Consider the following 21,051-nt stretch of genomic DNA (forward strand, 5'->3'; position numbering starts at 1 on the left):
CTTTTTTTGTTGGAATTATAAACTATACTGATTACGGCCACTGAAATGTACCACTTCTGCCATAGTTTTCACCACCGAATGACAAAGAATGTTACCAGTAAATGCCACGGAATTTACCACTTGATGTCAGTGCGTTTACCAATAGAAAAACACGAAGAGTTAGACTCATGGTATTTCCGCAATCATAACTGATGGTGGAATTTCATTATTATTGAATAGTATATTTGTAATGAGCAGTAAATGACTATGTTTTGTTAATCGTTCATTTTCGGCATAAACACTTTGATTGAATAAGGAATATTTTAAACATAGAGAGATAATACTATTTATAAGTGCGCATTATTGGAGGAGCTATGGCATTTTCAATATTTTTTGCATTAACAGTGATAATAAATCTGACGTATGCCGTATCCAAAAAGAATCTTCATCTATTTGAAATATTCTTCATTTGGATGGTGCTTAACATTATTCATCATAATTTTATGACCATCTTCGCATTGAACATGGAGATGATCCATTTTAATAGCAACCCAACTAGTTACTGGACAATGGCACTTATTAGGGTCTTCCTTATTCCGGTTCTTATTATTTGGTATATAGATAAAACCCAGGGAGCTAATAACAGGAATAATTGGATTATACTGTTTATTTTATTACCCCTTTTAATAGGAATTGAATATCTAGCCAACCTCCTTGATGTATATGATTTTGTAAAATGGAATCTTTTTTATTCCACAATAGAGTGGGTTGTCATTTTACTTATTATAAGCTTCCTCTCAACCATCTTTAGAAAAATACTTAGAAAAGAGATGAGCTAATTGTTACCATTGCCAGAACAGTTTAACGAAAATGAATGGTTTATAATTTTTACCACTGTTTGTGGTTTCATATTGATATTGTTACTCCCAAGAAGATATCCTCATGTAATTTCTATCTTAATGGTTTTGTTCACTGTAACTATTGCTATTATTATGGACCATCTAATAGCAACGCCACCCTTGGATTTATATGACCTTAATGACCTTGAAAAATATGAGATAACAGACATCATAACATATTTGATGTATTCTCCCTATGCATTACTATGTGTATATTTATTTGACAAGTTTGATCCAAAGGGTAAATACATTACTACATATGTCGTCTTTTGGTCTTTTTTTGCTCTAGGCTTTGAATGGCTAGCTGTGTTTTTTAATGTTTTTAAGTTTAGTGGATGAACTTTCCTTAATTCATTTGCTTTCTATCTTCTTGCTACATCCATATACATACTTTTTTTTAGATTTATAAAGGACTTGTTTAAAAAGTAAAAGAGGTATGAAGATAAATTTTAATGAAGTCAGGAAGCTTACTGAAACTTGTAAAAGGAGCGTCGATCCACTCTGATCAAGATCAAGGATTTTATTATTACACATCCGACGTATCAAAAAATGGTTAGAACACATGGTTTAAGGTAATCCATGTCCACAAGAGGAAACTGTTGGGATAACGCTCCACAGGAATCATTCTTTGGATATTTTAAAGATAAGACATACTTAAAACCTTGTCACACGTTAGATCAATTAAAAAAGACATCAAATCATATATGACCCTACTACAACAAGACTCCTGTGCAATACAGAAATCACCTTCTAAATGTAGCATAGTCTTTGAAAGTGGTTTTTTATAAAAAGTAGACATTAGGTTAACCTAGTTTTTCTTAGATTTTTTCTTTAGCGAGTATGTCCTTAATGATCGCAATATGAAAAGATGCCCATGCTTTTTCGCGAAAGTGAAGAATAACACTTGTACTCAATAGTATTACAAAAAATAAAGCGAAAACAATAGCTCCAAACATACCATCTTTTAATAAGAATTTTTGTAATGGTTCTGAAAACAGAAACAATAGCCATGGTACTGTAGAAACAAAAATAGGAATGATTCCTGATCCGTTTTTCTCTTTAATCATACGATAAAGGATTTTTTCTAATGTATCCGTATTAATGTTGGAGTAAAAACGTCTTATCTCAGTAACCTCTTTAACTTCTGCCATTTCATTTAAGGAAAGCTGTCCCTTCTTGTAGGTTCTTTTTAATTTGAGATACAATTTATGGGCATCACCACGAATCAAAAGTTATCGATCCCTTCATTCGAATTGCCATTCAAAAACTAATTTTTAAGAAAAGGCGTCAATTTTTGTATGGAATCTTCTATTTTTGTTGCGTTCTTTGCATAAAGACGTTTAGCTTTTTCGGAAGCTGTCGCTAAGGCAAACAATTCTAAGTCGGCTTGACATTTTTTTAATTGAGCAAGCATTAGAGGTCTTTCTATGGGCTCTGGCACTTGAATCTTATCATCAAATAAGTCGACGGTGAGCGCACCGTATGTATCAATCTGACCAAGGAATACATTTTCAATCGTAATATTTTTCTTATCTAACTCTGTTTTTAACCATTCAAGATTTTTCCCGGTGGCGGTTAGTGATTCTTTTAATATTTCCCCGTCCATTATGACAGTTTGTGTTTCTTTTTCATTGACACTCGCTAAGCCCAGGTCTTTACGTGTTATCGGACGAAAATCTTTCTTTGGTAGGACGCTGACTGAACCTTTTGCTTCCAAAACAGCGTATTCTACTTCGGAAAGGTCAAAAATATCTTTTCCTCGTAGTAATTGTAGTAACTCGTCCGTTGTATAGTGTTCTTTTTTCAGGTTTTCCTCCAGTACTTTTCCATCTTTAATAATGACGGTCCCAGATCCTTCCACAAAATCACGGAATTGTTTACTATGCACAGAAAAAATTTCCACAAGATATATGAATAAAGAGAACACGCAGATTCCGATAATACCGTGCCAAATTTTATTGTCTGTATTTATAATAACTTCTGCTGCAATACTACCAATCGTAATGCCTGATACATATTCCAAAAAGGAAAGTTCTGATAATTGTTTTTTTCCTAATAACTTTGTTAGAAGAAACAGAACGATTAAAAAGAGTATGACTCTGACAGCTACATCTAACCAATCTGGCATATTGATCACTCCTTTTGTTTAAAATCCTTTATATTGCTCCTCTTCCCGTTCTAACTCACTAATCCGTTTCATGATATCTTGTTTAACTTCTTCCATAACGAGCATTTGTTCATGAAAGAGACGCTTCGCCTCCTCATCACTTGAGTTGATGGCAAGTGTGGAAAGTCCAGCTTCTAGTGTTTTTACTGTGGCAAGACATTGTTTTACATTAGAACTTACTGTCATAATAGTTACTCCTTATCCCTTTGGTTTAAAAACGATCGCTGCAATGGTTCCGAACACGATCGCTGCTGATATACCTGCACTAGTGACTTCGAACATTCCCGTTACGACCCCGATAATCCCGTGTTTTTCAGCTTCTTCCATGGCACCATGCACTAATGAATTCCCAAAGCTTGTAATAGGTATTGTCGCTCCCGCTCCGGCAAAATCAATCAAGGGCTCATATAATCCAAAGCCATCTAAGATAGCTCCTGCTACCACCAAAGTACTTAACGTATGGGCAGGCGTCAGTTTGAAAACATCAAACATAATTTGGCCACATAAACAAATGATTCCACCGATAACAAAGGCCCAGAAAAAAATCATGCTATTTCACCTCCATATTCAATGGAAACGGCATGTGCAATACAAGGTATAGTCTCATTTTGTTGGGTAGTTAAGGGAGACAGCAAGGCGCCAGTCGCTACGACAAGCATTCGTTTTATTTCTCCTTTTTTCATACGATTTAATAAATGACCATACACAACGACGGCGGAACATCCTGATCCACTAGCACCCGCCAAAACTGGTTGACCTTCACGATAAATCATTAATCCACAGTCTTGAAATTGTGCTTCGGTGATGTTCGTATGATGCTTCTCAAATAAGTCTAATGCACATTCTCTCCCAATATGGCCAAGGTCTCCTGTCACGATCAAGTCATAGTAAGAAGATTCAATGTTTCGTTCTTTTAGATGTGTTTCGATCGTATCAACGGCTGCAGGAGCCATCGCACCACCCATATTAAACGGATCTGTCAGCCCCATATCGACCACTTTTCCAATTGTCGCTGATGTAACACAAGGCCCTTCCCCTTCATTGTTGAGTAACGCTACACCTGCACCTGTTACAGTCCACTGTGTGGTTGGCGGTTTTTGTACCCCATATTCTGTCGGGTAACGAAACTGCTTTTCTACTGCTGCATTATGACTAGATGAGCCTGTTAATACATAGTTAGCTCCGCCATGATTAACAAGAAAACCTGCTAAAGCTAGCCCTTCCATTGATGTCGAGCAAGCACCAAATAAACCTAAGTATGCAGCACCAATTGTTTTTGCTGAAAAACTAGTAGGCGTAATTTGGTTGATTAAATCACCACCAAGAAAAAATTGGACATGCTCCTTCGTAATTTCAGCTTTTTCTGTTGCTCTCAACAATGCTTCCTCTAGCATTACCTTGTGGGCTTTTTCATACGAATCTTCCTTAATCCACAGGTCTTGATGTAATATATCAAAATCATCAGCTATTTTTCCTTTGGCCTCGAACGGGCCGCCAACTGTACCCGTTGAAATGATCACTGGCTTGTTTTCAAAGATCCATGTACGCATCATAGTCCACCCCACTTTATTAATATCGTTTTAATTAAGGCGATGATAAAAGCAGCAAATACTCCGGACATGATAACTGATCCAGCCAGTTTAAACATATTTCCACCTACTCCAAGGATAAATCCCTCGGTACGGTGTTCAATAGCTGCTGATATGATAGCATTACCGAAACCTGAGACGGGTACTGCTGAACCTGCACCCGCAAATTGCGCAATCCGATCATAGACGCCAAACCCAGTTAATAGCATGGTAATAAAGATCACCACAGCTACGGTAGGATTGCCAGCGGTTTGCTCGGTAAAGTTGAAATTATATATGAAAAAGGTTTGGATCGCTTGTCCGATCAAACAAATCAATCCCCCGATTAAAAAGGCTTTTATGCAATTGGTGAAAATTGGTCTTTTCACTTCGCGTTGCTTTTGAAATTTTTGATATTCTTGTTGAACAGGGGAAAGATTCTTTTTCTGATTATTGGACATAAGAACACCTACTTTTATGTTTTTTCTTTAGAAAGTTTAATAATTCGATCAATTTCTTTCTTTAATTTCTTGTTAACGAGTTTACCTTTAGCTAATTGTTCCTTTAGATCTTTTATTTCTAAGTGGATTTTTTTATCAAGAGAAAGAGTGATCTCACGGTCAGGAAATTGTTTTTCAACTTGTTTGGTTAGTTTCTTCTCAATTTTTTTCATTTGGAAGCGATCATTATGTGGCAATTGTGCAGCTATCAGAAGCTTTTTGTCATCATTAATTGCTTGGACATCCATCAAATTGTTTTGCTTTTTCAAAACTTCTTCGGCATGTTTCGATGCGTTTTGACCTATTTCCCCAGAAGTAGAAAGTTGTAGTATAGGGGGAGAAGTTTCTGTTTTTTTAGTCTCATCTTCTAATTGACAACCTGTTGCCATTACCACTATTAAGATCATTATATTCAATAAAGATTTCATATGTATTTTCACCCCTTTTGTTAAAGCCGTTGATGAAGAAAAGGCTAACTTTTGTAGCCTTTTCAGTTCAATATTATTGTTCTTTGTATTGAGGCTCTTCTTGTTCAATTTCAGTGACACGAGATTCTAAGTTATTGATAATGGATTGCGTATCTTGCGCTGACTGTTGATAAAGTTGTTTCGCTTGTTGATTTTCAGTCCCAAGCGCAAAGGTTTCAAAGCTCGCTTGTGCACTTTTCAACCCTGCTAATGTTGTTTTCACATCATTTATAACGGTCATTTTTGTCTACCTCCTTCTATATTCTTCTCATACATTTTGTGCACATTTTCATTATTTATTCATTTGGGACAAAGAAACTGGTGCGGGAACTCTCCCCTCGGTATTTTCAGCGATGAATTAGGCTTTTGCTCTTCCACAAACGTGTCCGATGCTTCAAGAAAGTAGCCTGTTTCAGAAAACATACCCTTCAAAAATAAGGGAGAGATTAACTTTTCGAAACTACAGTTAGTTTGGTAACAATCCAAATGTATATTCACTACAAAGTTAGTCAATGATAAGAGAAAAAGAAGGAGGGATTCCAGTTGGAGTGGATTTTTTATCTATACCTGTTAAATATGTTCTTTATGTTATTCATAGCAATTTGGGAAGTTCGTCGCCCAGCCAAAGCTTTAAATTGGATAACAATCGCCCTTATTTTTCCGATCATTGGTTTCTGGCTATATCTTAGCACATCAAATCCCAAGCTTATTCATCGTAAAAGATTGACCTCTTCTCATAATGAGTCTGATAAGTTACCTGATACATATAGTGATTCAGCATCGATAATCGCCGATGCTTTAAGGTATTTTACTGTAGGCGGGCTTCGAGTCGGCAAAGTTCAAGTACTAAACAATGGAATAGCAAAATATGAACAACTCATCGAATCCCTACAAAAAGCCCAAAAAACCATTGATCTGGAATATTACATCTATCGGAATGACCAAATAGGTAATCGCATCACAGAACTGCTGATCGAAAAAGCAGTAAACGGAGTGCGAGTTCGTTTTATTAGAGATGGTTGGGGGAGTAAAAAATTTCCGCGTCAAAAAATCCTTCAGATGGTGGAAGCAGGGATAGAATGCCGGACAATATTTCCTTTACGCTTTCTCTGGATTTTATCCAATTGGAATTATCGGGATCATTGTAAGATTGTCACGGTCGACGGAAAGAAAGCTTTTACTGGTGGCATGAACGTAGGATATGAATATACAGGATTGAATCCTGATGTTGGCTTTTGGAGGGATACTCATTTACAAATAACAGGAGAAGCATCAGTCGATTTACAGACTGTCTTTGATGTTCATTGGAATATTGCTGTGCCGGAACGGATAAAGTCGAAAACAAATCGGAAAACAAAATCTCAGGTGACGAAAATCAATCCAATCGGAAGAGTAGATCTTTCCAGATCGTCAGCCGAATTTGGGTTAGAGCTGAGCACCATAGCTGGTAAACAGAGGGATATATACTCAAAGACAGGGACATTGCAAAAAGCGTACATCCATACGTTAGAAGGAAATCCCGGAGTTCCTACTCCAGTCATTCGGCAAGCTTACTTTATATGCATAACACAGGCAACCAAGACGATTGATATAACGACACCTTACTTTATACCAGAAACAGATATTATCATGGCATTAAAGACAGCTGTGGCTCGTGGTGTGCGCGTAAGAATACTAGTTCCTCACCACATTGATCAAAAAATTGTAGGCTTTGCAAGCCGTACCTATTATGGGGAACTTATAGAAGCTGGAGTCCAGATCTACCAGTACGACAAAGGGATGTTGCATGCAAAGCTGATGATCATAGATGAGGAAATTGCAGAAGTAGGCGCAGCAAACTATGATATGAGAAGTTTTCGTCTGAATTACGAGGTGTGTGAAGTGTTGTACAGTCCTGATGTAGCAAGGGAACTCACACAGCAATTCGAGCACGACCTTAAAGATTCTGTAGCTTTAAGAATAGAAGACTTGCTGCAACGATCACTGATGGAGCGTATTATTGAGCAAGGTGCTCGCCTGCTTTCTCCATTATTATAAATTAATATATCTTAAATCTAGATTTTGAAAATTTTCATTTTATTAAAAAAGGAGTAAAACCGTTTTAGAAGAACTTTTAGCACGGATTTTTTTAGTTAAGATGAATGCATATTACAAAAAAGGTGAAATTATAACGGAGCTAGGATTGTAATAATACTTTTAATTTAAATATAATGATGATATCAATAGATAATATATTTGAAAATCTTAAAGTAATACGTTTTTTAGAAGATATGCTGTATTATTTAGAATTAAATGGTTGGCTAAAAATGAGTTTTTAACTCGGGAATGGTGGATGTTAGTCATTTTTTTAGTTATGCCTTGGGTTATATGGGTTAAACCTGTTAAACGAAACATTATTTTAGAAATTTTATTATTTGGTACCATAATTATGATGATAACAACCTTATTGAAGTGCACAATATAGTTTTTTGGATTACCTCATTGCACTCTACCAATTATTCCCAGGTCTTTTCCTTTTGATTTTTCAATGGTACCTGTAGCTTACATGTTGTTATATCAATATTTTAGAACATGGAAATTTTATTTTACGCAGATTATTATGGCACTAACATATGCCTTTATTGGTGAACTTTTTTGTGAGTGATTCAATCTTGTTAATTATGTAGAGTGGAGTTACATATCTTCATTCATGTATCTCTCTACTACTAAAATAACTTGATACTTATCACCATCTAATCTGTATGGAATGTGTATCCTTTCATATGTTAGCAAAATTAATCTAGAGGATTCAAAAAAGTATAATTTAATTGGAGGAAAAGCACCTTGGAAGAAATTAATATTGGCGTCCTGACGATCAAAGTTATCGTAGGTTTTGTTGCTTTATTTTTTATTATTATCATAACAGGCAGAACATCTATCTCTCAGTTAACCCCGTTTCACTTAGTTTTTGTATTAGTACTTGGGGATTTTTTAGGAAACACCATTTATCAAAATAAGATAAGTACTTTTCATTTTTTATATGCCATTGGATTGTGGACTCTTCTCATGTTGGGGATAGAGTTTGTAACTCTAAAAAACAAATCGGCACGTTCTCTCTTTTTAGGCAATCCTAACATCATCATTCGGAATGGTGTCATCAACAGAAAGTTACTTGAAAAGAACAAACTAGATATAAATCAGGTACTGAGTTTGCTTCGACAAAATCATGTTTTTTCAGTTCGGGAAGTCAAATACGGTATACTAGAAGCTAATGGGCAAATAAGTACATTATTAAAATCCAAGTATCAAAAACCAGAAAAGCAAGATCTTAATCTTCCAGAAAGTCCAGTTGATCTCCCAACATCGTTAATTATAGATGGAGAAATTTTATGGGATAATTTACATGAACTAGGCTTCGGTCAACAGTGGTTACAGAACAAATTAGTTGCTAATGGGTATGAAAATGAAAAGTATATACTTTACGCAGATTGGCGAAAGAGTGAAGGTATACATATAAGCCCTAAATAATATTTGTTCTTTTATAACCTAAATACATTAAACACGTAACTTCAACGAATAACTAACAATTTTGTAACGTCCATGCACCCGTTATTTTAAGTACATCCCTTCACAATTTGCAATTTTTGCACCTGCGACACCTTACTTTCGAATCTTGAATCATTTTTAGCTTTAGATGGGGAACATATTAAATTCCACCATCTAAAAATTCCCAAGAGAAGTATGACCAACTGAATTCGTTCAGATAACATTGTTTTAACCTAAACTTCTTAACAAGTATGAACAACTAAAAACCCTACTTGATTTTGGATATGAATCTCGGGAAAGTGGTACATGCCCAATCAGTAAAAATTACGAAAAGCTTACATTTTTCGAAGGTCTTTTCATACACTTCTTTTAGAGGTGATGATAGTGACAAGAGTAGCATATACCGAAAGTGACATTGATTTAATAGCAAGGATGATAAGGGCAGAAGCAGAGGGTGAAGGACGACTAGGGATGCTTATGGTTGGGAATGTCATTGTAAATCGAGCAAAAGCTGATTGTTTAGATTTTAATGATGTAAGGTCCATACGGGATGTAATTTTTCAAGTTCAAGGTGGAAATTATTCTTTTGAAGCAGTACAAAAAGGTAGTTTATTTTATAGACCAGCTAGAGAAGTAGAGAGAAAATTAGCACGACAAGTTGTAGAGTATTGGAGACAACATCCTTCTAAGTATGCTCTTTGGTATTTTAATCCGTATGCTGAATGTCCTCCTACATGGTACGGTCAACCATTTGCAGGACAATATAAACAACATTGTTATTATGAACCATTAGCTAATACATGCGAAAGTGCTTATAGATATTAACAAAGAGGCTGGGACATAACTAGCCAAAAAAGTATAGAAAATGGCACTGAACAAAATAATTTGTTCAGTGCCATTTTTTGTTTGTTTATTTGCCATTTTTATCAGAAGTCTTCCATCCTTGGCGGTATACTTTCTCAAGTTTACCACCATAAACGCAAACCCTAATTCATTTTTCACTTTGTCTTTGCCTCTCAAAGACATGCGAGTGAAACCCAAATTGCCTTCAAGAATCCAAAAACTGGTTCTACATCGATTTTACGTTTACGCATATAATTCGCCAGTTTTCTCATCTGAAAGCTTCGCTCTCACATATTCTTTTTGTATTTCCCACTTCTCGTTGTAGTGAACTTTGCGATTGTTTCCTTCTTTCGCCTTCGTACAAAGCGAGTGTAGAGGACAATCGGTACAGTCTTCACATTCATACACTTTGTACTGTCGGGAATAACCATATCTATCTGTTCGATTGGATAGATAGCTAAACGATACTCTTTTGCCGTTTGGACATGTGTAGGTATCTTCTTCTTCATTGAATGGCCAATTATCTACATGAAAAGGGTTGTTTTTATATTTCTTTTTCTTCTCCTTTCGGTATTGATTGTAAGTAATAAGGGGAGTTCGTTTTCTGTGTTCGATAATATCTTCATAATTTTGTTCACTACCATAACCTGCGTCCGCAACAATATAAGGAGGCAACGTATCTATATGATCAAGAAAAGGAATCAAAGTACGTGTATCCGTAGGATTTGGGAAAACGTCGTAAGCTAAGGCATACTGACCTTCGGTCGCAACTTGCACATTATAACCAGCCTTTAATTGTCCGTTCTTCATGTAATCGTCTTTCATACGCATAAACGTGGCATCAGTATCCGTTTTAGAATAACTGTTGCGGTCGCCAAAAATTTTCATATCATTTTGATATTTTTGTTTCCGTAGTATAAAATCTTTAAACTTGTTACGAGCTTGTTTGGGTGCTTTCCTTTCAGAACGCAATTGTTTCCGTTCGCTCACCACTTCACTCGTTTTAATTTTTTCATCGTACTCTTTCACTTTTGCATCGAGTTTTTCCACTACTACTTCCAGTTCATCCATCGTTAGCTCGTCAGGGCTTTCACGTTCTATTTCTGGGAGGATTTGTTTTTCTAAAAGTTCATCATACATGTGATTTGATTTCTCCATCAGATTGGCACGGTACTTCTCCACGGATTTCCGCCATACAAACGTAAACTTATTCGCGTTTGCTTCAATCTTTGTTCCATCAATAAAAATGGCTTCTTCCTCAATTAAATCTTCTTTGACTAACTGGGAACGAAATTGAACAAAGCATTCCCTCAGTAATTCTTCAACTAAGGGATGGGAACGAAATTGAACAAAGCATTCCCTCAGTAATTCTTCAACTAAGGGATGGGAACGGAATCGGTTGATTGTACGATAACTCGGTTCATGGCCTTGAGCTAACCACATCATTCGAACACTGTCTGCTAACATCGCTTCCATCTTTCTTCCTGAGAAAGCAGATTGCGTATAGGCGCACAAGATTATCTTCAGCATCATTCGAGGATGATAAGCAGGACAACCAGTTTTTCGAAGAAAACCCTTGAACGCTTCCTCCGGAATGCTTTCCACTAATTCATTGATGGCAAAAGCAATATCACCTTCTCGTAATTTAACTTCTAAATCTAAAGGCAAAATAACTTGATTCATGGTATAATGTTTAAACATAAGGACATCCTTTCTGGATTATGGTTTGCTCACTTTAATTCTATCAAAGGGTGTCCTTTTTGTTTATCTAAATTTCGTAGAAATTCTAAAAAACGTGGCACCTTCACTATGCTTAGTGTCGGTGTCACGTAATTTCTATTTATATGGGTTTTGTCCCAGCTTCTTTGGTCGTTAAGACTTCTTCAATTAACCACTCCCTTTAGTTGAAGAGCTTATTTGAATTTTATGAATTTTATGGTTAAAACCCCATAAAGATAAAAAATATATAACACCTTTTTCACGATCAATCTAAATCATTAGTCATGATTATAAAATCATCATGTAATTATCGGTTGCTATTTCTTCTTATCCTTATTCAACATTACTGCCACGTTAGTTTAAGATCAATAATTCACAATCTAACAGTTCTTCATAATAACATTTTAACAGAAAATAATGAATTATTGTTCCAATTTATCACATATATGGAAATAATATCTAAAAGGTGTGAATTACATTGGAGGGATCAAGCTGTACAACTAACTAAAACGCGGGAAGCTAACAAAGCTGAAAATCCACTCATACCTTAAATGCGTACCGACTGCAAGCAAACCTCTTAGTCCGTGACTTTTATAGGGTACCTTTAAAAAAGCATTTCCTTTTTATTATGACTCATTATTCAAACAAAAATAAACTCGTTGTTGCGCAGTATAGGTCTACTACGCATTACAAAATTCATCCTAATCTGTATTTTGCTCATTGAAATTACACAAAGGTATGAAGTGGTAAATTCCGTGGCATTTACTGGTAACATTCTTTGTCATTCGGTGGTAAAAACTATGGCAGAAGTGGTACATTTCAGTAGCCGTAATCAGTATAGTTTATAATTCCAAAATATTTCAAAAAAAAGGATGTTAGCTCATATATTAAACTAATTATCCTCTAATAATTATAGTACAGTTAAATTTAAAGCTACACATGTTTCTAAACAATCCCTCTTCTCCCATTATGTACAGACTTTGGTTATCTTGGTAATGGATATTCATGCGAAAAAATCAAAAAAGGGATTGCTGAGTGTCGATATGAGGATGTAGAACGTCTATTATGGCCAGTACCAGTAATTCATCCTATCTAAATACTCTCTCAAAGCATTATTCACTATTCGAGTCTTAGCTCCTTTTTTTCGTCCTGCTCTTCTATTTAGTTCATCAATAATATCTAATGAAATATAATAGGTTTGCCGTTTATGTGTATCCTCGAATTTTTCTTCGGCAATTTTATTATTGGTTTTATCTGCTTTACTAAATAAAGAGTTGTGGGCTTGACTTAAGTGTTTATCATTATCACTATTGGTACTGTTTTTATTTTTGAGTAAATGGCTAAATTTATCCTTCTTGGAAACGATCTAACAGCTCCTCCACAAACTTAATATAAGGTTCTATAACTACTTGATCTGCTTTCAAATGATTCTGTATTCCTTCAATGGAAAACTCCTTAATACGACTTCTTCTTCGTATTACTGATTGAAATACTAACTCCTCATAATCCTCTTTTGCTTGTTGAAGAATCGTAGCATCTAAAGTTGCTCTAGATTCTAGCATGGTTGTTAAAATTCCAACTAAATGCAGATCTGGATTTGTTTTGTTTTGCACACCTGATAAAAATTCTAGATATCGATCTAATGCATCGTAACAGAATGGTTCTGATTGCAACATAACCAAAGCATAATCAGAAGCTGTTAAACCATTAATTGTATGGTCTCCTAAATTTGGTGGCAAATCAATTAATATAAAGTCATACTCATTTTTTACTTTTCCTAACGTTTCCCTTAATAGAGTTGCTGGATTCCCTTTGTACTCCCTATGTAAATAACGAGGTAGTAAAGATAAAAAGTCCTCAGCAGGTAAAATGTCTAAGTGATCAGAAACTTTATGAATATAAGGAATAGGGTCTTCATACTTTACCGCTTGTAATACCGTTCTATCAATAAAATCATAAATGTTCTGTTGTGTTAAAATGCATTATCATTAGAACTAACTCTCCCCCTATATTTTTAAGACGTATTAGTAATCTCTCTATATCTTAATATATATATAATGGTAATTTTTTTTTCAAATAGATTACAAATAAAAAGGCTGTATTCAAGAAAGGCGCCCGATTGTAAAATACGGATTTAATAAGTTATTCCTTTATTCGAAAATACTTCTATTTTATATTTTTCCATATCTTCTTTAGATAATCGGTTTTGTAAGTATTCTTCAATTTCTGGTATTTCATTTTTGTCGTAAACATCCACCCAAATTACAGGATCGGATTCGCCGATCATAGTACTTTGTACATCATATTTATCCCATACAGACTGTACAGCGCTTTCTGTACTATATGATTCTACGTGCGACAATAATCCAAACGTAAATACAGCAGCTCCAACCAAAATAAACATTCCCCACTTAATCTTTACAGCCATTCTTCCACCTCCTTTGCTTTTCCGTAACTTGTTAATTCAATTCTATTCGGCAAATGCGCCCGATGGAAAAGATATTATTTGTGGTTATTCCTCTTGTTCAACTTAAATTTCTTTATTTTGTTCTGCTTGGAACTCTTTATTCCTTTTATTAATCTCTTCCTTTTGTTTTTGCCACCATTTAGTACCAGAAATGATAAAAGTAATACCTATTATCCCTAAAAAAATGGCTATTACTATCGGGATAATCCCCATTTCTCTTAGTGCGGTTCCAAAAACACCGTACTGTGTATTCCATCCTTGACCTCCAGTACCTACTAAAGTTTGAGAATAAACGGATACAGATATTAAGGTCGAACCATAAATAATGACACCTGATAATAGTAAAATCAGTCCTATGTATGTATTTTTAATTGGCCAAATTCCGGAATAGATCGTTAACTTTCACTGGGGGTGTAATACTAATCAGTGTTATTTTGCCTTTTTCGACTTAATGATAATAAAAGATGGTCTACGCTTTTCGTTTATTGATTTTGGCATTTGCTCTATCCCTGCCAAAGTTGACTGTGGTTCGATGATTTTATCCAGAGTAAACCCATATTCAACCAAAGTATTTATTAAAGTAGAAATGGTTCTATGATAAATAACCACACCGTCAACAAACCAGTCGTGTACTCTCATTCCTTCTTCTTGATAATTATCTAATGCCAAATGTAACTTATTGCCGTCTATACTTCCTATTATTCGAATGATTAAATTTTAAGTATCAATTTTCAATAAAATAGTGCTAATAGTTAATATAGAGGTATTCATCTCCATAACAGGTATTTTTTTCTGTTTTTTATAAAAATAAAATAAGGAAAATGTTTTACAATATTAAAAAATCGGGTATACTATAAATAGAAAAGCCATATGTTAATAAATAACCGTCTGGTGCTTGCTACACCAAACGGTTAGTGCATAGCCCTTTAAGGGGGCGACTCACAATAGAAGTGAAAAATAACCACCACTATTTGCTGATCAGGCTAGGGGTGGTTATTTTTTTTGATGAAATGACAGTATAGTTACGATAAGCGTTGCAAAAGAAATCAACAAGAAAATTGTTTCGAATACCGTCATACACTCACCCCCTTTCTTAAAGGGAATGAGCCACCACCCATAAAAGCCTTATGCACTAATAATAAGTATAGCAATTCCTTTATGTATTATCTACCACATTTAGTTTTTTCTTGTAATGTTAGTATAGTTTAAACAATTACTTGTTTAAACTTGTTATAATATTTTTCAACCCCTTTTTTAACAAAGGATTGAAGATTTTCCTCACACAAAAATACGGTCAAATTATTTTTCATCCTTATTTTTTAAAATGCTGATCTTTCAATTACTTGTTTTAACTTTTTGCTTAGCAAACGGGAAAGCTTAAGCTTTCTATTAAGAGTAAAACAGAAATTAAATTCATAAACTTTTTCTTCTTTTGGCACGTATTAATGTACTTTTAGAGATCCCTGTTTGTTCTGTGACTTCCTTATATGAGTGATTTTCTAGTAATCTTAAAGCGAGGTCTATTTGTGCTTTTTTATATTTCTTTGGTCTGCCTTCTCGAAAATCATCACGCTGTTTAGCTATAGCTTTTCCTTCTTGTGTACGTTCCACAATCATATCTCTTTCAAATTCAGCAAAAGCACTCATCACATTAAAAATGAGCCTACCAGTTGGTGTATCTTCCACTAACCCCATATTTAACACATGGACTTTTACCCCTCTTTCAAACAGTTCTTTTATAGTATTAATACCATCAACCGTTGATCGAGCAAAGCGATCTAGTTTAGTGACGACTAAGGTGTCTCCTTTTTTCAGCACCTGAAGCAATTCTTGAAAGGACGGTCTTTCTTTTTTTGTACCAGTAAACTTATCTTGATATATTTTTTCACAGCCTTCTTTTTTTAGCTGTTGTATTTGTCCCTCTAAATCTTGATGTACTGTTGATACTCTGGCATATCCATATTTCATTTTTGATCTCACCAAAAAACTATTGTCTTTTTCTTTATCGTTCGGTTTTCAATCACAAATACCAGAAAACGGCGCTACAGCTGGCATTTTGAAAAGTAAAAGACGAACGATTTTAATCCTGGTATTCATGTCCAAATATCCAAATAATGTAATCTTGTAATCTTAATTTATTACTAAGTATCCTAATCTCCCTTTCCTAAAGTATCAATAACAAACTTCCAAAGATCATCACTTGTTTCAATTTCATAATCATCGATAACGTTATTTGTTTTATAATCCTTCAAGCATTCTTCCAATCCTTGTTTGGTAACAAATCGTCTTTCAAATTTCGTGCCAAAATCATTAATACGTTGCACTACAAAGTCCTGATTACACTTTTTCATTGGTACACCATCTTTATTTATCTACTTATTTTATTCAATATTTATGAATATAAGTTATGACACCTGCTGATGTGCTGATTTATCACATCCATAAAATAGTATCAATACTTTAAAGTTATGAAACCATTTAAGATTTCATTTTCTTCTCTGCAGAGATTTTCATAAGCATACGTTTTTTTCCGACCTCTCAATTCGATCATTATACTTATCAATAAATTCACTGGTGATCTTATTTGGATAATACCCGATACGATCTTTTAAAATATTCTCGATCACCCAAACTTTACGAGTGGCATCTTCATAATCACTGAAAGATTTCTCTTTCATTCCTTCTACTTCTCCACCTGCACCTTCTGCTTTATGCGTTAGTATTCGACAATTATAAACATCAGAGCGATATTTCCTTGCGTATCGCAATAAACATAGCAACTCGATTGTTTCTAGTTTCAGGAGCTCCTTAGTGCCTTTAAATATATCGCCTTCTGGTGGCAAATGAGGGATAGTTTGAGACAATCGCTTACCCTCTTTTAATATATAGCGATCGGATAATTCCATATCACAATAATCACAATACTTGTTTTGCACCTCTGAACCACAATAAGCACAAGTTCTCAATTGCTCTCCCCCTATGATTGATTGTTCGTCTTTTACCTTTCAAAACAACAGCTGCAGTTCCGTTTTCTCCTGGTTTTCGAGGATGAAAACCGAACATTTTTTTAGCCTGGATCGCATATTGTGGTTCTTCTTGTTCGATTTGTTTGAACGCGTGGTTCAACGCTTTGTAAAACAGATTGGGTTTGTTTAGTAGCATCTTGGTAAAGCTGCTTCGCTTGTTCATTATCTGTACTAAGAGCAAATGTTTCAAAGCTAGCTTGAGCGCTTTTTAATCCGGCTAAAGCTGTTTTAACGTCATTTATGACTGTCATGAATAACACCTCCCTCAATGAATTAAATTATTCTTAGAATTTCATCGTTTTACTTCCAATATCTCTTGATTCTTTGAAGTGCATGGCAAGTCATTTTACTTTTATTATATAATCATGATAAATATGGAATTTAATAGTCATAGCCTACTGGAGAGAATGGATCCATTTCCATTAAATGGATTTATTGATATGATCGCACAATGGATCTCCACTATTTCATGGCGGTGAACCCTCCCACGTCTCTCGGCGTCTTTGCGCGTAAATTCCTTCGTTCGACCTGACCATGGTGGAGGCCGGAAATGCTCCTATAGTGGGTCTATGCCCTAATGGATAAAATAACGACCGGCTACTCCGTGCTTCAATTGTCAAGAATGTTTTTTGTAAACGATGTTCTACTTTCTATTAAGCGACTTTCTGTTTGTTCGAAATCATTGGGATATCCCGAAGCATTCGTTCTTCACTGAATGCGCATTGGCGTGTTCCTATCGTGAAAAATATCTTAATTAGTTTCCTGCTTAATGCGATAAACGATTGTTTACCTGACAACGGATTATTCGATCGATAGCGATAGTATTGGTGCAGCTGTTTAAAACCTTCATTGTGTAACGATAAGGGTCTTGCCACTTGATACAATAAATTCCGCAATCTTTTGCGTCCACGTTTGGTGATGGTTGTCTGTCCTTTGAATAAACCTGATTGATTCATCTTTAAGTTCAATCCCGCTAATTTTATGATTTGGCGTGGATCTTGATAATTAGATAAATCACCAACTTCTGCGTAAAATCCAGCGACAGTGATGACACTTACCCCTTTAATTGCTAACATTTGATCAGCACCAGGAAGATGGAGAACGAGTTCTTCCAGTTGTGCTTCCAGAGCGATTAATCGTTCTTCCAACATCCTATACTGATCAAGAAGATACCGAATTTCTTGGCGTGCCATGCTTAAACCTACCTTCAGGCCAATACTATTCTCAGCTGCTTCTTTTAAAGCTTGGACACGTTTGATGCCAACTGCTCGTGTCGCAGCCTGTTTCACCTCGGAAAGCAATGCTTCTTCGGATGTTTTTCGAATATCTTCTGGCAAATAGCCCTTATCTAATAAATGGAGGGCAGCTTTTCCCGTCCAGTCTTTAAAGACGGTCAGAAATTCTGGGAAATATCGATCGAGTGCATTTTGCATTTGCGCTTTAATGGACGCTACATCCTCTTGAATGATGTCATACAACTTCATGCCTTCCCGCAATTCTGCGTACACGTCCTCGGGTAAAGTAGGCTCATGATAACGACCGTCACGCATGATTTGTGCAATTACTTTCGCATCCTTTGTGTCATTCTTTGTTGGGGAGTCGTCGTCCATTTCCTTGAATCGCTTTACCTTCATCGGATTCACAACCACCACGGATACTGCTTGTGCTTTCAAATAATAGGCTAAATTAAGCCAATAGTGACCAGTTGGTTCCATCCCAATCATGAGGTTTGGTCGACCATGTTCTTCTGACAAGTTTTTGGCCCAATCTATCAGCTCGGAGAAACCTTGATAGGAATTCGTGAAGACAAGCCGTTTCACCAGATCTCGTCCACGATCATCTATCGCCCGAGCGACATGTTTGCGTTTCGCTACATCTACTCCAATAATTAATGTTTCTTCATTGATTTGCGCAATTCGCTTATTTTGTGTAAAATATACTAGAAGTCCTCCTTCGGTACTTAATTCGAGGTCATGCATGACACTCTCTATCGTACCAGGGGGGCTTTTTTTATGCATTTCTCAAATTCAGTGATTATCCCTCAAATTTTCTTATAACAGGAATGCTCCTATTATTTTTTTTGAAACCTTTCTTAGAATGTTTGAAGATAGAAATATTGATTTATACAAAGTTTTTAAAATTCGAATTATATTTTTATTATATTTTCGGGAAAAAATACTCTTGGGCAAAAAAAATCAAGGAAGAGAGAATAGGGTAAATTTGACGGTTGTACTTTTGTGAAAGCTGATTAAAGTACAATTGTTTTACATTCGAGGGGGATTTTCCTTTTCGAGAAGCAAGACTGGTATGCTTATTTAGAAATGGAGTATTGATGGAGTTTGTATTTTTCATAAAATTAAAAAAGAGGTAGACGGAGTATGTATAAGGACTATCCTGAAACGATTTATATGGACCAAAACCACGAGCAAGGTATAAGCAATTTAATAAAAATATAAATCAGTATTTTTCCAGTCCTATTATACATAAGGAAATTAATGGTGATAAAATATATGTTGCCTTGGACCTAGACAGAATCTGGAATAGGATAAATTAATATTTAGTTTAGCCACAAATACTCCCCACCTGCGTATAGGTGGGGAGTATTTAATGCTATCTAAAGGTGGAGGGTTTTTAAAACTAGTCTAAAAACCTGCATTTTTGATCACTGTGTGGCAATCTACCTATGTGATTACAACATTGTTAACAAGGAGGAAACATCATGCAACAAATGCAGACGGGTATGAATAATCAACAAGCACAAGCTTTAATGACACAACCGCCTGAAATAATGTCAACAAAGGATCATCTCTATGTAAAGGACATGCTAAGCTGGAATTTACTTGCGATGAAGAAAATGCATTTTTTCGCTCAACAATGTCAAAATCCCGAAGTAAAAGCAGCACTTGAACAAGCTGGACAAATGCATGATCGACACTATCAACAGCTGCTTCAACAGATGCAACAGTATGTAACTCAACCTTCACAAAATATGATTCAATAAGGAGGAAACTATAGTGGAAAATAATACTCCAAACAGGATTAAAAATCCTGAAACACCGGTCCCTAAGACGCCGCAAATGAACGATAGAGATTTTCTAAACGATGCCTTAACTACGGAAAAATATATATCTTCCTCATACTCGACTGCATTAAAAGAAGCTAGCCATGAATCGTTATATCGTACAATAGCGTCTGTTTCCGAAGAAACAGACGACTGTCACCGCAATCTATATAACTTAATGTTTAAAAACGGATGGTACGGTTTGGAAAAAGAAACTCCACAAACTATTCAACAATCGGTTCAGCAATTTTCTAACTACATGCAAAGTCAAGATCCATATAGAGGTAATGTAATACAATAAAAGAACACGTGTTCAAGAAGAATAAACAACTCAAGGTAAAACAACAATAGTTATGCGAGACAAAAGGTTGGTTAGTTGTTAACCAACCTAGAAAATAATTTAGAATTTACAACAATCGAAAGGGCGGCGGTAAGATGAATCTTAAGTGGATGAAACTTTTATCAACGGTTTTTCTTTCAATTTTCTTGTTATTAGGGTGTAATAATGGAGATGACGATAATAATCCACCACCGGAGGATGTAACTCCAGGGACAGAGGAACCAATTGAAGATCCTATTGACGCAACAGATTCAGATACTATTGATCAACATAATGTCACCCCTGATACAGAAGAATCAATTGAAGATCCTGAAGACGCAACAGATCCAGATACTATTGATGAATAAGTTTATAGAGGCTGGGACAAACCCCCAGTAGATAAAAAATAAACGTGATGCCGTCACTCAGCGTAGTGATGGTATCACGTTTTTATATTTCTTCGAAATTTATGTAAACAAAAAGGACACCTTTTGATAGAATTAAAGTGACC

Annotated in this window: 23 protein-coding genes and 4 pseudogenes; 8 read left to right on the plus strand and 19 right to left on the minus strand. The window is 35.4% G+C overall.

Annotated elements, in window-relative coordinates:
* Nucleotides 1-827: 827 nt before the first annotated feature.
* Together ACZ5R4_RS11515 and ACZ5R4_RS11520 are read left to right on the plus strand one after the other, a co-directional pair.
* Nucleotides 828-1,217, plus strand: a complete 390-nt coding sequence (locus ACZ5R4_RS11515) for a hypothetical protein (RefSeq protein WP_464367328.1) — start codon at nucleotides 828-830, stop codon at nucleotides 1,215-1,217.
* Between the two features lie 113 nt (nucleotides 1,218-1,330).
* Nucleotides 1,331-1,643: pseudogene (locus tag ACZ5R4_RS11520) on the plus strand (IS3 family transposase); the annotation flags it as partial.
* Between the two features lie 53 nt (nucleotides 1,644-1,696).
* Here ACZ5R4_RS11520 and ACZ5R4_RS11525 read toward each other — a convergent pair.
* The 8 genes from ACZ5R4_RS11525 to ACZ5R4_RS11560 all read right to left on the minus strand — a co-directional run bounded on the left by ACZ5R4_RS11525 (nucleotide 1,697) and on the right by ACZ5R4_RS11560 (nucleotide 5,821).
* Nucleotides 1,697-2,029: a hypothetical protein gene (locus tag ACZ5R4_RS11525; RefSeq protein ID WP_347834924.1), complete on the minus strand. Its 333-nt coding sequence runs from the start codon at nucleotides 2,027-2,029 to the stop codon at nucleotides 1,697-1,699.
* 116 nt (nucleotides 2,030-2,145) lie between these two features.
* Complete coding sequence (locus ACZ5R4_RS11530) at nucleotides 2,146-3,006, minus strand: YetF domain-containing protein (protein WP_054860095.1); 861 nt, start codon at nucleotides 3,004-3,006, stop codon at nucleotides 2,146-2,148.
* Between the two features lie 18 nt (nucleotides 3,007-3,024).
* The gene (locus ACZ5R4_RS11535; protein ID WP_054860094.1) at nucleotides 3,025-3,231 is read right to left on the minus strand and encodes a DUF1657 domain-containing protein; all 207 of its coding nucleotides are present in this window, start codon (nucleotides 3,229-3,231) and stop codon (nucleotides 3,025-3,027) included.
* 12 nt (nucleotides 3,232-3,243) lie between these two features.
* Nucleotides 3,244-3,594, minus strand: coding sequence for a stage V sporulation protein AE (gene spoVAE, locus ACZ5R4_RS11540; RefSeq protein ID WP_130860850.1), 351 nt, complete (start codon nucleotides 3,592-3,594; stop codon nucleotides 3,244-3,246).
* Complete coding sequence (spoVAD, locus tag ACZ5R4_RS11545; RefSeq protein WP_430735808.1) at nucleotides 3,591-4,595, minus strand: stage V sporulation protein AD; 1,005 nt, start codon at nucleotides 4,593-4,595, stop codon at nucleotides 3,591-3,593. The genes spoVAE and spoVAD overlap by 4 nt, the downstream gene beginning before the upstream one ends.
* Nucleotides 4,595-5,074: a stage V sporulation protein AC gene (gene spoVAC, locus ACZ5R4_RS11550; protein ID WP_130860846.1), complete on the minus strand. Its 480-nt coding sequence runs from the start codon at nucleotides 5,072-5,074 to the stop codon at nucleotides 4,595-4,597. The genes spoVAD and spoVAC overlap by 1 nt, the downstream gene beginning before the upstream one ends.
* A gap of 14 nt (nucleotides 5,075-5,088) precedes the next feature.
* Complete coding sequence (locus ACZ5R4_RS11555) at nucleotides 5,089-5,541, minus strand: YhcN/YlaJ family sporulation lipoprotein (protein ID WP_464367329.1); 453 nt, start codon at nucleotides 5,539-5,541, stop codon at nucleotides 5,089-5,091.
* Nucleotides 5,542-5,614: 73 nt separating this feature from the next.
* A complete protein-coding gene (locus ACZ5R4_RS11560) occupies nucleotides 5,615-5,821 on the minus strand; it encodes a DUF1657 domain-containing protein (protein WP_054860092.1) in 207 nt (68 codons plus the stop codon).
* 302 nt (nucleotides 5,822-6,123) lie between these two features.
* Between ACZ5R4_RS11560 and ACZ5R4_RS11565 the strand changes: the two genes are divergently transcribed.
* The 3 genes from ACZ5R4_RS11565 (at nucleotide 6,124) to ACZ5R4_RS11575 (ending at nucleotide 9,930) form a co-directional block, all read left to right on the plus strand.
* The gene (locus tag ACZ5R4_RS11565) at nucleotides 6,124-7,617 is read left to right on the plus strand and encodes a phospholipase D-like domain-containing protein (RefSeq protein WP_464367330.1); all 1,494 of its coding nucleotides are present in this window, start codon (nucleotides 6,124-6,126) and stop codon (nucleotides 7,615-7,617) included.
* A gap of 786 nt (nucleotides 7,618-8,403) precedes the next feature.
* Nucleotides 8,404-9,087 (plus strand): DUF421 domain-containing protein, encoded by a 684-nt coding sequence (locus ACZ5R4_RS11570; protein ID WP_464367331.1) that lies wholly within the window; start codon nucleotides 8,404-8,406, stop codon nucleotides 9,085-9,087.
* Between the two features lie 402 nt (nucleotides 9,088-9,489).
* Nucleotides 9,490-9,930 carry a cell wall hydrolase gene (locus ACZ5R4_RS11575; RefSeq protein ID WP_464367332.1) on the plus strand — a complete coding sequence of 147 codons (441 nt, stop codon included), beginning with the start codon at nucleotides 9,490-9,492 and terminating at the stop codon, nucleotides 9,928-9,930.
* On the opposite strand, the pseudogene ACZ5R4_RS11580 reads toward ACZ5R4_RS11575, so the two are convergent.
* The 11 genes and pseudogenes from ACZ5R4_RS11580 to ACZ5R4_RS11630 all read right to left on the minus strand — a co-directional run bounded on the left by ACZ5R4_RS11580 (nucleotide 9,895) and on the right by ACZ5R4_RS11630 (nucleotide 19,139).
* Nucleotides 9,895-11,649, minus strand: a pseudogene (locus tag ACZ5R4_RS11580) (IS1182 family transposase). The gene ACZ5R4_RS11575 and the pseudogene ACZ5R4_RS11580 overlap by 36 nt on opposite strands.
* 1,364 nt (nucleotides 11,650-13,013) lie before the next feature.
* Nucleotides 13,014-13,646, minus strand: a complete 633-nt coding sequence (locus ACZ5R4_RS11585; protein ID WP_464368487.1) for a ParA family protein — start codon at nucleotides 13,644-13,646, stop codon at nucleotides 13,014-13,016.
* 155 nt (nucleotides 13,647-13,801) lie between these two features.
* Nucleotides 13,802-14,095, minus strand: coding sequence for a P-loop NTPase family protein (locus tag ACZ5R4_RS11590; protein ID WP_054860089.1), 294 nt, complete (start codon nucleotides 14,093-14,095; stop codon nucleotides 13,802-13,804).
* 102 nt (nucleotides 14,096-14,197) lie between these two features.
* On the minus strand, nucleotides 14,198-14,347 hold the full coding sequence (locus ACZ5R4_RS11595) for a hypothetical protein (RefSeq protein ID WP_464367333.1): 150 nt from the start codon (nucleotides 14,345-14,347) through the stop codon (nucleotides 14,198-14,200).
* Between the two features lie 216 nt (nucleotides 14,348-14,563).
* A pseudogene (locus tag ACZ5R4_RS11600) lies at nucleotides 14,564-14,821 on the minus strand (SAM-dependent methyltransferase); the annotation flags it as partial.
* A 306-nt stretch (nucleotides 14,822-15,127) separates the two neighbouring features.
* The gene (locus ACZ5R4_RS11605) at nucleotides 15,128-15,211 is read right to left on the minus strand and encodes a putative holin-like toxin (RefSeq protein ID WP_464368488.1); all 84 of its coding nucleotides are present in this window, start codon (nucleotides 15,209-15,211) and stop codon (nucleotides 15,128-15,130) included.
* A gap of 336 nt (nucleotides 15,212-15,547) precedes the next feature.
* Nucleotides 15,548-16,102, minus strand: a complete 555-nt coding sequence (locus ACZ5R4_RS11610) for a recombinase family protein (RefSeq protein ID WP_464367334.1) — start codon at nucleotides 16,100-16,102, stop codon at nucleotides 15,548-15,550.
* Between the two features lie 182 nt (nucleotides 16,103-16,284).
* Nucleotides 16,285-16,485, minus strand: a complete 201-nt coding sequence (locus ACZ5R4_RS11615) for a hypothetical protein (RefSeq protein WP_054860087.1) — start codon at nucleotides 16,483-16,485, stop codon at nucleotides 16,285-16,287.
* Nucleotides 16,486-16,644: 159 nt separating this feature from the next.
* Nucleotides 16,645-17,100, minus strand: a complete 456-nt coding sequence (locus tag ACZ5R4_RS11620; protein ID WP_054860086.1) for a hypothetical protein — start codon at nucleotides 17,098-17,100, stop codon at nucleotides 16,645-16,647.
* 106 nt (nucleotides 17,101-17,206) lie between these two features.
* Nucleotides 17,207-17,411: pseudogene (locus tag ACZ5R4_RS11625) on the minus strand (DUF1657 domain-containing protein); the annotation flags it as partial.
* A 402-nt stretch (nucleotides 17,412-17,813) separates the two neighbouring features.
* On the minus strand, nucleotides 17,814-19,139 hold the full coding sequence (locus tag ACZ5R4_RS11630; protein ID WP_464368489.1) for an IS110 family RNA-guided transposase: 1,326 nt from the start codon (nucleotides 19,137-19,139) through the stop codon (nucleotides 17,814-17,816).
* A gap of 749 nt (nucleotides 19,140-19,888) precedes the next feature.
* On the opposite strand from ACZ5R4_RS11630, the gene ACZ5R4_RS11635 reads away from it, so the two are divergent.
* The 3 genes from ACZ5R4_RS11635 (at nucleotide 19,889) to ACZ5R4_RS11645 (ending at nucleotide 20,908) form a co-directional block, all read left to right on the plus strand.
* Nucleotides 19,889-20,161 carry a hypothetical protein gene (locus ACZ5R4_RS11635; protein ID WP_054860191.1) on the plus strand — a complete coding sequence of 91 codons (273 nt, stop codon included), beginning with the start codon at nucleotides 19,889-19,891 and terminating at the stop codon, nucleotides 20,159-20,161.
* Between the two features lie 13 nt (nucleotides 20,162-20,174).
* Entirely contained in the window at nucleotides 20,175-20,522 is a 348-nt protein-coding gene (locus ACZ5R4_RS11640; RefSeq protein WP_347834916.1) for a spore coat protein, read from the plus strand.
* Nucleotides 20,523-20,656: 134 nt separating this feature from the next.
* Entirely contained in the window at nucleotides 20,657-20,908 is a 252-nt protein-coding gene (locus ACZ5R4_RS11645) for a hypothetical protein (protein WP_277678386.1), read from the plus strand.
* The last annotated feature ends 143 nt before the right edge of the window (nucleotides 20,909-21,051 follow it).

This window comes from Gracilibacillus sp. JCM 18860, assembly GCF_055395245.1.